At 72.3% G+C, this 12,662-nt stretch carries 11 protein-coding genes and 1 tRNA gene; 2 read left to right on the top strand and 10 right to left on the bottom strand.

The genetic code is table 11. The features are described from left to right. Positions 1-11 precede the first annotated feature (11 nt). The 7 genes from ABD353_RS02800 to ABD353_RS02770 all read right to left on the bottom strand — a co-directional run bounded on the left by ABD353_RS02800 (position 12) and on the right by ABD353_RS02770 (position 7,085). Entirely contained in the window at positions 12-827 is an 816-nt protein-coding gene (locus ABD353_RS02800; protein WP_344621813.1) for an ABC transporter ATP-binding protein, read from the bottom strand. After that, entirely contained in the window at positions 820-1,740 is a 921-nt protein-coding gene (locus ABD353_RS02795) for an ABC transporter permease (protein WP_344621812.1), read from the bottom strand. The genes ABD353_RS02800 and ABD353_RS02795 overlap by 8 nt, the downstream gene beginning before the upstream one ends. A gap of 58 nt (positions 1,741-1,798) precedes the next feature. Then, positions 1,799-2,683: a glycosyltransferase family 2 protein gene (locus ABD353_RS02790; protein ID WP_344621811.1), complete on the bottom strand. Its 885-nt coding sequence runs from the start codon at positions 2,681-2,683 to the stop codon at positions 1,799-1,801. Then, positions 2,680-3,417 (bottom strand): CDP-alcohol phosphatidyltransferase family protein, encoded by a 738-nt coding sequence (locus tag ABD353_RS02785; protein ID WP_344621880.1) that lies wholly within the window; start codon positions 3,415-3,417, stop codon positions 2,680-2,682. The genes ABD353_RS02790 and ABD353_RS02785 overlap by 4 nt, the downstream gene beginning before the upstream one ends. 79 nt (positions 3,418-3,496) lie before the next feature. Next, entirely contained in the window at positions 3,497-4,558 is a 1,062-nt protein-coding gene (locus ABD353_RS02780; protein ID WP_344621810.1) for an iron-containing alcohol dehydrogenase family protein, read from the bottom strand. Next, positions 4,546-5,301 (bottom strand): phosphocholine cytidylyltransferase family protein, encoded by a 756-nt coding sequence (locus tag ABD353_RS02775; RefSeq protein ID WP_344621809.1) that lies wholly within the window; start codon positions 5,299-5,301, stop codon positions 4,546-4,548. Before ABD353_RS02775 ends, ABD353_RS02780 begins: the two co-directional genes overlap by 13 nt. Next, positions 5,298-7,085: a DUF5941 domain-containing protein gene (locus tag ABD353_RS02770; RefSeq protein ID WP_425555062.1), complete on the bottom strand. Its 1,788-nt coding sequence runs from the start codon at positions 7,083-7,085 to the stop codon at positions 5,298-5,300. Before ABD353_RS02770 ends, ABD353_RS02775 begins: the two co-directional genes overlap by 4 nt. Before the next feature lie 745 nt (positions 7,086-7,830). Here ABD353_RS02770 and idi point away from each other — a divergent pair. Next, the gene (gene idi / locus ABD353_RS02765) at positions 7,831-8,472 is read left to right on the top strand and encodes an isopentenyl-diphosphate Delta-isomerase (RefSeq protein ID WP_344621808.1); all 642 of its coding nucleotides are present in this window, start codon (positions 7,831-7,833) and stop codon (positions 8,470-8,472) included. A gap of 73 nt (positions 8,473-8,545) precedes the next feature. Here the strand turns inward: idi and ABD353_RS02760 are convergent, their stop codons facing one another. After that, positions 8,546-9,085, bottom strand: a complete 540-nt coding sequence (locus ABD353_RS02760; protein ID WP_344621807.1) for an ATP-binding protein — start codon at positions 9,083-9,085, stop codon at positions 8,546-8,548. An 882-nt stretch (positions 9,086-9,967) separates the two neighbouring features. Here ABD353_RS02760 and ABD353_RS02755 point away from each other — a divergent pair. Further along, positions 9,968-10,055, top strand: a tRNA-Leu gene (locus ABD353_RS02755). A 324-nt stretch (positions 10,056-10,379) separates the two neighbouring features. On the opposite strand, the gene ABD353_RS02750 is transcribed toward ABD353_RS02755, so the two are convergent. Together ABD353_RS02750 and ABD353_RS02745 are read right to left on the bottom strand one after the other, a co-directional pair. Then, positions 10,380-12,068, bottom strand: a complete 1,689-nt coding sequence (locus ABD353_RS02750) for an SWIM zinc finger family protein (protein ID WP_344621806.1) — start codon at positions 12,066-12,068, stop codon at positions 10,380-10,382. Between the two features lie 214 nt (positions 12,069-12,282). Further along, positions 12,283-12,639: an MmcQ/YjbR family DNA-binding protein gene (locus tag ABD353_RS02745; protein WP_344621805.1), complete on the bottom strand. Its 357-nt coding sequence runs from the start codon at positions 12,637-12,639 to the stop codon at positions 12,283-12,285. Positions 12,640-12,662 lie beyond the last annotated feature (23 nt).

The raw sequence follows: 12,662 nt of genomic DNA, 5'->3' as shown, positions 1-12,662 counted from the left end.
CCGCGGACCCCTCAGGGGCGCTCGCCGCGCTCGTACGCCTTCACCACGACGTCGGTCGGCCCGTCCATGACGAGCTCGCCCTTCTCGATCCAGATGGTGCGCTCGCAGGTGTCGCGGATCGCGTTGTTGTTGTGGCTCACCAGGAAGACCGTGCCGGCCTCCTTGCGCAGCTCGCGGATGCGGGCCTCGGAGCGCTTCTGGAACTTCTGGTCACCGGTGGCCAGCGCCTCGTCGATCAGCAGCACGTCGTGCGTCTTCGCCGCGGCGATGGAGAACCGCAGGCGGGCCGCCATGCCGGACGAGTAGGTGCGCATCGGCAGGGTGATGAAGTCGCCCTTCTCGTTGATGCCCGAGAAGTCGACGATGTCCTGGTAGCGGGACCGCACCTCGGCGGGGGACATGCCCATCGCCAGGCAGCCCAGCACCACGTTGCGGTCGCCGGTCAGGTCGTTCATCAGCGCGGCGTTCACACCGAGCAGCGAGGGCTGCCCGTTGGTGTAGATGCCGCCCGCCTCGGTCGGCAGCAGGCCCGCGATGGCGGCCAGCATGGTCGACTTGCCGGAGCCGTTGGAGCCGATCAGGCCGATCGCCTCGCCCTTGTACGCCACGAAGCTGACGCCGCGGACGGCGTGCACCTCGCGGATGGCGGGCGAGCGCTTGCGCGAGATGATCCGGCTCAGCGCAGAGGTGGCGCTGCCGCGGCCGGAGCCCGCGCCGTGCACCTTGTAGACGATGTGGACGTCGTCCACGACGACGGTGGGCACGCGGGCGTGCTGGGCGTCCACCGGAGCCGCCTCCTGAACGTTGGTCGTTGCGGTGTCAGCCACGGCCGTACTCCTCTTCCGCCTTCCAGAAGAACACGAAACCGAGCACGAAGGCGACGAGCGCCCAGGCGACCGCCACGGCCCAGACGTGCGGCGGCAGCGAGTGACGGTTGTCGATGCTCGGGTCGAACGCGAACCGGACCAGGTCCATGTAGACGGCTGCCGGGTTCACGTCGGCGGCCAGCTGGATCCACTTCGGCCAGGTCTCGATGTTCCGCTCGATGCTGTAGAACACGCCCGAGAGGTACATCCAGGTGCGCAGGATGAACGGCATCAGCTGCGCCATGTCGGTGGTCTTCGCACCGACCCGGGCCATGGCCAGCGCGATGCCCGTGTTGAACAGGCACAGCAGGGCGATCGCCGGGATCACCAGCAGCCAGCTCAGACCGGGCGTGATCCCGCTGGCCAGCACGATGCCGACCAGCACCACCATCGAGATCAGCAGCTGCTGCAGCTGGATGATGGTGAAGGCGATCGGCAGGCACGCACGGGGGAAGTGCAGCGCCCGGATCAGGCCCAGGCTGTCGGAGATCGAGCGGGTTCCGCTCTGCACCGCGGTCTGGATGAACTGGAAGATGAAGACGCCGATGCACAGCCACGGAACGTAGTTGCCGATCGACTTGCTGCCCGAGAGGATCAGGCCGAAGACCAGGAAGTAGACCACGCAGTTGAGCAGCGGGGTCACGACCTGCCAGACCTGGCCGAGCTTCGCCGTGCTGTACTGCGCGACCAGCCTGGCGGTCGCGAAGGACATGATGAAGTGGCGCCGGGACCACAGCTGCTGGACGTACTTGGGCAGCGGTGGCCGCGCCCCGCTCACCGTCAGGCCGTACTTGGCCACGAGCTGCTGGGGGGTCAGGCCCGCGTCGGCACCCCTCGGGGCCGAGAGGCTGAGCGGGTCACTCAATGTCGACACATTCGTCCTTGATCACGGAGTTTGGTTCGACCGGCAGGGGGCTTGCCGGTGGCAGCGATCAGATGATCGGCGGTCGGCCCAGGCGGGTCAGTCGCCATACAGTACGCCATCGCATCGGCCGTCGCGGACCGCAGGGTTCCGTCCAGCCGGCCCGGAATCCGCCCAGCCAGGCCTTGAGCGCGTCACCGGACGGGCGGCGGGCCAGGGTGAGCAGGAACCAGGTTCCCAAGTAGAGAGGCACCAGCGGGACCGGAAGGTTCCGCCGGGCCAGCCACACGCGGTTGCGGGCCACGTTGTGGAAGTACGAGGCGTGCCGGGCCGGCGAGGTGGTGGGATGGTGCAGCACCACGTCGGCCCGGTAGTCGATGGCCCAGCCGGCGTCCTGCGCGCGCCAGGCCAGGTCGGTCTCCTCGTGCGCGTAGAAGAACTCGCCGGGGAGCTGTCCGGCCTGGGGGAAGACCGCCGTGCGGACGGCGCTGGCGCCGCCCAGGAAGGTCGTCACCCGGGAGGAGCGCAGCGGGTCGCTGGCGCGCAGCCGGGGGACGTGCCGGCGCTGGGTGACGCCGGTGTCCGGGTCCGCGATCCGGAAGGAGACGATGCCGAGCCGCGGGTCCTCCGCGAAGGCCCGGCGCAGCAGCTCCGCGGAGTCGCGGCCCGGCAGCAGGCCGTCGTCGTCGAGGAAGAGCACCACGTCGACGTCCCGGCCGTCCGGGCCGAACAGCTCGATGCCGACGTTGCGGCCGCCGGGGATGCCGAGGTTCTCCGGCGACTCGGCGGTGCGGACGTCCGCGGGCAGCGGCGGCAGCGGGGCGCCGTTGGCGACCACGGCCAGCTCGACCGGCGGGCCGTCCTGGGCCCGGACGGACTCGATCAGGGCGTTCAGCTCCGCCGGGCGGTTGCCCTGGGTGATGATGACGGCTCCGAGCCGCAGGGCGTCGCTCATCGCAGCCTGCTCGACAGGACGATGCTCAGCAGGTGCAGCACGGTCTGCAGCATGGCGATCGCGGCGAGCACCACCACGGCCAGGCGGGTGAAGAAGATGCCGCCGTGCACCTGGTCCGCGATGCCCGCGGCGAGGATGAACAGCGAGGCCTCGACCGCGCCGATCAGGCGGTGGAACTTCAGCAGCGAGGCGGCCCGGCGGGCCTTGGCGACGCCGGAGGAACGCGGCACCGAGGCGCTGTCCTCGACGGCGGTCATGCCGCTGCGGGCGCGGGCCACGTCGACCAGGTCGGTCTCCGACTTGATCAGGATCGCGCCGAGCGCGGCGAGGGTGCCGAGGAAGGCCCACTGCCAGGCGGTGGCGGTGCCGTCCTGGTGGAACAGGTCGGCGGCCCGCAGGCCGAGGCCGGTGAGCAGCGCGGCCTCGGACATGTAGTGGCCGACGCGGTCCAGGTAGACACCGGTCAGCGAGGTCTGCCGGCGCCAGCGGGCGACCTCGCCGTCCACGCAGTCGAGCAGCAGGTAGACCTGGATCAGCAGGGCGCCCAGGACGGCGCCGGTGATGCCCGGGATCACCAGGGCGGCGCCGGCCAGGATGCCGGTGAACATCATCAGGTAGGTCAGCCCGTTGGGCGTGATCACCGTGACGGTGCTGAGGACGCGGGTGATCCGCAGCGAGATCTTCCGCATGTAGAGCCGGCCGGCCCAGTGCTCGGCGCTGCGGCGCTGCAGCATCCCCTCGGGGTGGATGACGGCCCGCAGCTCCTCGATGGAGGGGCGGCGGGTCAGGTCGACCGGGGCGGCCGAGGGGGAGTCAGCGGTGGACTGCTTTGACATAGTCGGCGTACGCGTCCCTGATGTCCGATGGGGAGAGGTCGAGGTGTTCCAGGATGGTGAAGCGGCCCGGGCGGGTGTTCGGGGCGTAGTGCACCGCCTCGGTGAACTCCGCCTCGGTGAAGCCGATCCGGTCCGCGGTCACCGGCAGTCCGTGGCTCGCCAGGCGCTCCACGATCAGACCGGTCAGCTCGTGCTCGCCCCGCAGGTGGCTGGCGAAGGCGGCGCCGAGGCCGACCTGCTCGCCGTGCTGGGCGGACCGCTTGGGGTACAGCACGTCCAGGGCGTGCGAGATCTCGTGGCAGGCGCCCGACGAGGGCCGGGTGCTGCCCGCGATGTTCATCGCGATGCCGGACAGTACCAGGGCTTCCGACAGGGCCATCAGGAGGTCCTCGTCCTCCAGGCCGCCGGGGTGGCGCAGCAGGTTCTCGCCGGCCGAGCGGGCCATCGCGACGGCCAGGCCGTCGACCGGCTCGCCGGTGACCCGGTTCGACAGCTCCCAGTCGGCGCAGGCCGAGATGTTGGAGATGACGTCGCCGATGCCGGCCGCGACGAAGCGCTGCGGCGCCCTGCGGATGACGTCGAGGTCGACGACGATCCCGATCGGGCTGGGCACGCCGTAGGAGCCGCGCCCGGCGTCGTTGTCGAGGATCGAGACCGGTGAGCAGATGCCGTCGTGCGCGAGGTTGGTGGCCACCGCGACGATCGGCAGGCCGACCCGGGCCGCGGCGTACTTCGCGGCGTCGATGATCTTGCCGCCGCCGAGGCCGACCAGCGCGTCGAAGTGGCCGCCGCGCATCTCGTCGGCGAGCCGGACGGCCGCGTCGAGGGTGCCGTCGGCGACCTCGAACCAGGCGGCGCCCGGGAGCAGCGGTTCGAGCCGCTCCCGGAGCACCGCGCCGGAGCCGTTGCTGATCGCCACCGCTATCCGCCCGGAGGCGGACAGCCGCTGGTCCGCGAGGATCCCGCCGAGCGCGTCGAGGGCGCCCGCGCGGATCTCCACGAAGACCGGCGAGGGCAGCAGCCGGGTCAGTACTGGCACGCGATCTCCCGCGCGCGGGCCAGGTCGTCGTGGTTGTCCACCTCGACCCAGGAGACCTCGCCGATCGGCTGCACGTCGATCCGCAGGCCGCGGTTCACCATCTCCTGGTAGCCGTCCTCGTAGTAGAGCTGCGGGTCGCGCTCGAAGGTGGCCTGCAGGGCGTCGGCGAGGGCGTCCTTGGCGGACGGGTTGATGATCGTGACGCCGATGTACTCGCCGGTCGCCTCGGCCGGGTCCATCAGCTTGGTGATGCGGCGCATGCCGAGGGCGGGGTCGACGACGACCTTCATCTCCTCGTCGGCGAGCTTCTTCACGGTGTCCAGGGCGAGCAGGATGCCGGGGGCGCTGCCCTCCTTGGCCATCCGGTCGTTGCCGTCGAGCATGGTGCGCTGGACGGACGCCGGGTGCACGGTGTCGCCGTTGGCGAGCAGCAGGCCCTCGCCGAACAGCTCGCGGGCGCACCACAGGGAGTAGGCGTTGTTCCACTCCTCGGCCTTGTCGTTCTCGACCAGGGTGAGCTTGACGCCGTACTTCTGCTCCAGCGCGTCCTTGCGGTCGTACACGGCCTCCTTGCGGTAGCCGACCACGACGGCGGCCTCGCGCAGCCCCACCTCGGCGAAGTTGCCGAGGGTGAGGTCCAGGACGGTCCGGTCCCCGTCGACCGGCACCAGCGCCTTGGGCAGGGTGTCGGTGTACGGGCGGAGCCGGCGGCCTGCGCCGGCGGCCAGGACGAGGCCGATCATGCGGTGTCTCCTGATTCGTCGTGTTCTGCCGTGGCGTCGCCGAACACCCAGAAGTGGATGGACTCGGCGACGACGACCAGGGCCAGGACGGCGGCCAGGGCCACCAGACCGCCCTGCAGGGCGGCAGCTCCGGGCCCCTCGTGCCCGACCGCCCCGGTGGGGGCGCCGCCGTACACGAGAGCGGCGAAGAGGGTGACGAGCAGGGCCCGTCCCTCCTGGCCGCCGGTCGCGCGAACCAGCCAGCGGGCCGGCGCGCCGGTGCCGCCGCGGAGGCGGTACACCGTGTCGTAGTGATGGTAGGCGACGGCCGCGACCAGCCCGAACGCGGCCGGGAGGGAGGCGGTGTCCAGGCGCAGCGCGAGCGCGAGGACGGTCAGGTACTCGCCGGCGCGGAAGAACGCGGGGGCCAGCCAGTCCAGGGCGCCGTTCAGCTTCCTGGCCAGGACGAGCGAGCTGAGCAGCACGTAGCCGGCGGCGGCGCCGACCGAGGCCCAGGTGCCGCCGAGCGAATAAACGGCGACGGGCAGGCCGGCCGAGGCGAGCGCGGCGACCACCGGGACGGCGAGGCCCGGCAGCCGGCGGGCGACGGGGCGCAGCAGCGGGGCGAGCAGCTCGGCGAGCGGTCCGCCGTCGGCGAGGACGGCGACCTCGCGGGCGGCCTGGTCGGCGCGCGGACGGCGCCGGTTGATCGAGCGCAGCACCCGGCCCGCGGTGGTGTAGCAGCAGGCCAGGGCGCAGCCGATCAGCAGCACGGTGAGCGTGGTGCGGGGGGTGGTGACGGCGGTGAGCAGGGCTATCAGGGCCCAGCGCTCGCCGATCGGCAGCACGACGATGCGGCGGGCCCAGACCGTCCAGCCGACCCGGTCGAGCCGGTTGGAGAGCTGGGCGGTGGGGCTGGAGTTCGCCGCCTGCGCCTTGCTGCCGGCGGTGGCGGGGTTGCGGGCGGTCTCCTGGTCGGCGGCCATGAAGGCGAAGTCGACGCTGTGCCGGAAGGTCATCAGCACCATCGCGGCCAGGGCGAGCGCCCACACGTGGTCGCCGGTGCGGGTGGCCGCGATCGCGAGGCCCGCGTAGAAGGAGTACTCCTTGGCCCGGTCGAAGGTGGCGTCCAGCCAGGCGCCGACCGTGGAGTACTGCAGCGAGTAGCGGGCGAGCTGCCCGTCGGTGCAGTCCAGCACGAAGGAGAGGATCAGCAGCAGGCCGGCGGCGACGAACCCGGGCCGGGTCGCGGTGGCGGCGCTGGCGGCCGCGGCGAGCGCGGTGACCAGTGAGGCCGTGGTGACCTGGTTCGGGGTGAGGCCGCGGCGGGCGCACCAGCGGGCGATGTAGCGCGAGTACGGGCTGACGCAGTAGGTGGTGAAGAAGCCGTCGCGGGCCTTCACCGCGCGGCGCAGCCGCACCGCCTCCTCGTCGACCTCGGCGACGGCGGCGCGGGCGGCGGCCAGCTCGTCGGCGGTGGCGGGGACGGTCGCGACCAGGGTGCCGAGCTCCGGGCGCTGGACGGGGATGCCGCCGCGCTGGACGGCGCCGGCCAGGGCGTCCGGGAGGTTCGGCTCGTGGCCGGTGAGGCCGTGGGCGGCGGCGTCCAGGGCCTCGCGAGCCGCGCTGCCGTTGACCGCGACGGCGCCGGGGACGGCGCCGGCCGGGAAGCGGGGGTCGGTGAGGGCCAGGCGCAGGGCGTGCCGGTGGCCGACGAAGCCGGCGTCTATGACGGCGATCCGCTCGGCCGGGTCGGCGGCCGCGAGCAGGTCGGCGAGTTCGACGGCGTCCCGGGCGTGCAGGATCCGGCCGAAGCCGATCGCCGCGAGGTCGGCGGCGAGCGGACCGGGGGCGGTGACGGCGGTGCGGCCGGCGGCCCGGTCGGTGGCCGGGTCGGCGGGAGCGGCGCGGTCGGGGCTGCGGTCGGCCTGGGCCGGGATGGGCACCGTGGTCACGGTGGCGGTGGCGGCCGTCCCGTACCCACCGGTGGTGCTGAGCGGGAGCGGGTCGCCGACTCCCGGGACGGCCGACGGCTCGGAGCCGGTCACGATCACAGTGGACAGCGGGACTCACTCCCTGACGGTGCGAACGTTCGACGGTACGGACGGGGTTCCGGCCGCAACGGCGAGCGGTGGGACGGGGTGTGGTGGCGGCGCCGCCCTGCGGGGCCCGGCGCACCGGTTGAGGCTACCGGACGGCCCGTTTGCCCCCGAAACGGGGCATCCCCGGCCCCACGGGGCGCCGCGCGCGGGTACCCGGCAGTGCGGGCGGGCGGCGCGGCACCGCGGTCGGCGGCCGTTTCGACCGCCCGGTCGTGCGGGTCATCATTCCGGACGGTGAGCCCGGCATTCAAGCCGTGGAGGGACGGACATCGGGCGTACGTACGACCTTCGAACGGACACAAGGTGAAGGCGGCGCAACGAATTCGGTCAGGGTGCGAACACATCGTCCGGTCATTCGCCCCTTCCCGGGCCCCACGTGCGTCGCGGCCGTCGAACCCCGGAGCATGCGGCAGACTTGGGGCCCGACGCCACTTGCGAAGGGGACCCCATGTCCGACATCTCGTCGACCAGCCGGACGCACCTCCTCCCGGAGATCGACACGGATCTCGACAGAGGCCCCGGTGCGGGCGCCGGCGGTGCCGCGCAGCCCGCCACCGAGATCCTGCTGGAACTGGTCGACGACGACGGCTTCACCATCGGCACCGCGGAGAAGCTCTCCGCCCACCAGCAGCCGGGCCGGCTGCACCGCGCGTTCTCGGTCTTCCTCTTCGACCAGCAGGGCCGGCTGCTGCTCCAGCGCCGCGCCCTCGGCAAGTACCACTCCCCCGGCGTGTGGTCGAACACCTGCTGCGGCCACCCCTACCCGGGCGAGCAGCCCTTCGTCGCGGCCGCCCGCCGCACGGCGGAGGAGCTCGGCATCGCCCCCGCCCTGCTCTGCGAGGCCGGCACCGTCCGCTACGACCTGCCGGACGAGGCCTCCGGCCTGATCGAGCGCGAGTGGAACCACCTCTTCGTCGGCCTGGTCACCGCCGACCTCGCGCCGGACCCGGACGAGATCGCCGAGACCCGCTTCGTCACCGAGGAGGAGCTGAAGGAGCTGGAGGCGGAGAAGCCGTTCTCCGCCTGGTTCCGGACGGTCTTCGAGGCCGCGCGGCCGGGCATCCGGGAGATCACCGGACGCGGCTGGTAGTCCTCCCGCAGCGGGCTCGGGCGGCCCTGCTGCCGACGCGGGCGGGTCTCCACCGCTCCGGGCCTGCCGCACGTCACCAGAGGTGGCCGTCCGGCTCCGCCGCACGCGGGGCCGGCAGCGGCAGCGAGGCCCAGATGACCTTGCCCCCGCCCTCGGTGCGCTCCACGTCGCAGGTGCCGCCCGCCTGCAGGGTCACGCTCTTCACCAGCAGCAGGCCGCGGCCGCCGAGGTTGCCCAGGTCGCTCTCCAGCGCCTTCGGCCGGTACGGGTGGAGGTCCTCCACCGCGATGCGCACCCAGCCCTCGCCGATGGCGAGCTCGGTGCTGAGGCGGGGCGAGACGACGGCGGCGTGCGTCACCGCGTTGCTCACCAGCTCGGAGACGATCAGCAGCAGGTCGTCGATCAGCTCCTGGTAGCGCTCGCCGGCCATGCCCTGGGCGAGGAGGCGGTCACGGACCGCGTGGCGGGTCTGCGGGACGGCGGCCTCCTGCGCATCGGCGACGAACCGCCAGGCGCCCGGTTCCGGGCCGACGCCCGGCCGTCTGGCCGCGGCCCCGTCCGGGGAGCCGGGGTCCGTCGAAGTGCTCGAGGCCGCCCCGCTGATCTGTTCCACGTCAAGCCACCCTTCGCATCATGACGGGAGGCTCTGCCGCGAGCCGTACGCACGGCGGCGCGGGCCGGCGGCCTTTCGGGAATCGGGCGTTCCGCTCAAGGCTCCCTTGGTCCACAGAGGCTAGGAGAGCACCCGTCGGCCACTGGCCCAGGGACTGGAAACTGGCGGCGGGTGAACTGTTCAGACCACATGCGAACGCGATCGGACCACTTCGGCCCGGTCACGATTCGTTGTACCAGCGGATCGGTCACACCGTGGGAGGTTTTCCCAGATCAGCACGGGCGGACACCGGGCTCTCCACGCCCGCCGGGGCATCCGCCGGGGCGCCCGGCGGCCGCCGCGTACGCTCCGGTACGACCCCGCCCCGCGACCGGACCGCCCGCACCGCCGGCGGCGCCGGTTCACCGCCGCACGACTCCCCCACTGCCGCCGCCCGGCCGCCGGTCGGCCGCCGGGCACCGGCCTGCGGCCCGCACCGATGCTGACCAGGCCGGACCTCCGAACACGGGGGCGGCGCGCAGCGGCGGCCCGGCGCGGGGTGCGGGCGGCCCGGCCGGCCAGCCGGCGCCGCCGGCCCGATCACGGAGCCGAGGACGCCGCGCAGCTGCACCTGGCCGGCGGGTGTGCCTGCCGCTCGCTGCCCGCCCACGGGCCGGAGATGCCGATGCCCGGGAGGAGGAGCGCGGCGACCCGAGTGAGCCCCTCCGGGTCGACGGCCGCCGATGCCCCTTTGAAGGCGATCCATGCCTATATGCCCGATTCGCTCTGCACTCTCCGCCCCTGAGCGGCAGAAACGCAGGTGAGAAGCACTCCCGCGGCCTGGTAATGTTCTCTCTGTCGCCAGGGGGCGAAGGAAACGGAAACCCCGAGGCAACACACCCCGTCCGGGTGGCGGAATGGCAGACGCGCTAGCTTGAGGTGCTAGTGCCCTTTATCGGGCGTGGGGGTTCAAGTCCCCCCTCGGACACCAGCGGATCCCCGCGGAGCTCAAGGAGCTCCGCGGGGATTTTTTGTTTCCGCCGCCATCGGACATGGCAGGACACCGACATCTGATTCGACACCGTCGTCGTCCGCGGCCCTGCGGATGACCTATTACGTCCTCGCCACCCGCGCACGGCACGACCTGCACTTCGGCTACGCGGGCGACCGCGAGCCGCCGCTTCTCACCGCCGTTCCCGATCAGGTGCTGATCCGCGGATGACACCCCGCCCCATCACGCACAGGGAATCGACGGACCGCAACCAGAAGTCGTGGTCCGCCCTCGGGCGCCACGCGGAAAGGGTCTGCCGGGGTGTCACAGGCCGTGCCGATCGAGGACCTTCAGGAGGTTGCGCTTGCGCTTCTGGTCGGCACGCAGGGCTGTGAGATAGTCCGCGAAGGCCGGCTCCGTGCCCAGCACCCGGTGGCAGGCACGGGCCTTGAGGAGCAGTCTCGCGATCTCCTGGTAGTTGGCGTCCCCGGTGATCTGCCTGAGCGGCTCGATGGCGCGCAGGTACACCATCAAAGCGTCGGCCGGGCGGGTGTCCCGCACATGGTCGGCCAGGGTCAGCCACTGCCGGGTACCGGCCCGGCCCGGCGCGGCCTCCCACGCGGCGTCCAGGTCTCCGTCGTCGATCAGAACGTCGATCAGTACGGACCCGCCGTTCCGGTGCCAGCCGCCGTCCGGGCGCTGGCCGGCGTCCGCGCGCAGCAGGTCCAGCGCGGCGGCGCGATCACCGTCCCAGGTACCGGCGGCGCTGGACGCCTCCCGCAGCTTCCGGTAGGCATCCAGTGAGCGCGAGGCCCGGAACCGTTCGTGGCGCAGCGCCGCCGCTTCGGCCAAGCGCCCCGTCGAGGCGTAGCGGCCGGTGAGGTAGTCCAGGAGCCGGTCGTCGACATGCGATCGTCCCGCGGTGTCGCGGATGCCCCGCTCGGCCCACTGCAGCGCCTCGGCCTCGCGGCCTGCCGCATCGAGTTCCCGGGCGATCAGCAGGTGTGTCCAGCCCGAGGGGGCCAGGTCGGCAGAGCGCATGGCGATCAGCGCATCGAGGTCCCCCTCCGTCTTGATCAGATGTTCCATCAGGTGCTTCTCGGCCCAGCCGGACGGATTGCGCCGCCACGCCTCTTCCGCGAGCTGCCGGACTCGTACGAGCCCTGTCCGGCCGAGGAGTTCCCGGTAGTCGTCCAGCTCGACCTCGGGCAGGTGACCCTGATCGCCCAGCAGGTGCTGTACCAGCCACTCGGCGGTCCGTACCGGATCGGGCGATGCCGCCAGGCACGCCCGAAGGTGCACCTCGCCGAGATCGTCGGCGACGCTGCCGACGGCGCCGTCCGAGTCGTCCATGTCGTCGTACACCCGCCCGAGCAGGCGGATCGCCTCCCGCGCCAGGTCGACCGCCCGGGCCGCCTGGCCGGCCGCGATCAGCGCGCTGATCGCGGCTACCGCCTCGCCGGCCTGCTTCGCGTAGGCCTGGACATCGGCGTATTCGATGTACCCGTACCGGCTGAAGCGCCCGGTGGCGAGAAGGCCCACGATCCGCTCGCGGATCCGGACGGGATCGGCCTGAACCGTCGCGGCACGCAACTCCAGACGGCGACGCAGGCCCCGGTCCTCATCGATCAGTTCACGCACCAGGGCCAGCAGCTCCTCCTGGGAACGCGATTCCAGCCAGGATTCAAGGCTCCCGACCAGGCTCTCGGAGTCCGCGCGCAGGCGGGGCAGCTCCGCCCCGAGCCCCAGCACGACCAGACCGACCGCCACGCAGTGCTTGCAGAAGTTGCCGTCCAGGCCGTACGGGCAGTCACACTCCCCTGACAAACCGTGCTCCCCGTCGAGCCTGAGGACGACCTCGTAGGCATCGCTCCCGTAGACGGTGGCCGTGAACCGGCCTCCCGACACCTCGAACTCTTCGACAGCGTCCTGATAGCCCAGACCGCGTTCGAAGGAGCGCGGTCCGGCCAGCGATCGCAGGTCGTCCTCGGTGAATGCGCTGGCGCTCGTCATGGCCTTCATTCAAGCGGAGGAAGGGCCACCGCGGCGTCGCGGCTTCGGTTTTCCGCGGAGTGGGCTCAGCCGGTGGTCACGGCCGTGACAGGCCGGACACCGATGGCGAGCGGACACCGCGCCGATGTCGGGCATGCCGCTCCAAGGGCTGGTCGGGATGGTGCGCTCGGTTGTGCCGCACACTGACGACGGCCTTGATGCCCGGGCGCCCACGTCACCGACCGGCGCCGCCCCCGCCGAGGTGTTCGTCGGCGACGCGGCGGGGGACGACCATGCGCCAGGCGTCCAGGACGAGTTCACGCATCTCTTCGGTGTCGATGGCCGCCGTTCTGACCTGGACCCAGTTGAAGCGTTCGTCGGGCGGGTCGGGCGGCAGGAAGGTGTCCGGGGCGGAGGCGATCAGGGCGGCCCGTTCCTCCTTGGGGAAGGCGAAGCCGAGGACGGACTCGTCGCGGTTGAAGGCGAGGTAGACGATCCTCCCGACCCGGAACTTGACCCGGTCGCGGACGAGCGCCTCTTCCGTCCGGGGCAGCGAGAGCGCCAGGCGGCGCACGTCGTCGACGGTGACCATCCGACCAGCCTGCCGGTCCGCGG

It is taken from the genome of Kitasatospora arboriphila, assembly GCF_039528095.1.
Lineage (GTDB): Bacteria > Actinomycetota > Actinomycetes > Streptomycetales > Streptomycetaceae > Kitasatospora > Kitasatospora arboriphila.
This window is presented reverse-complemented; position numbering and strand designations above follow the sequence as displayed.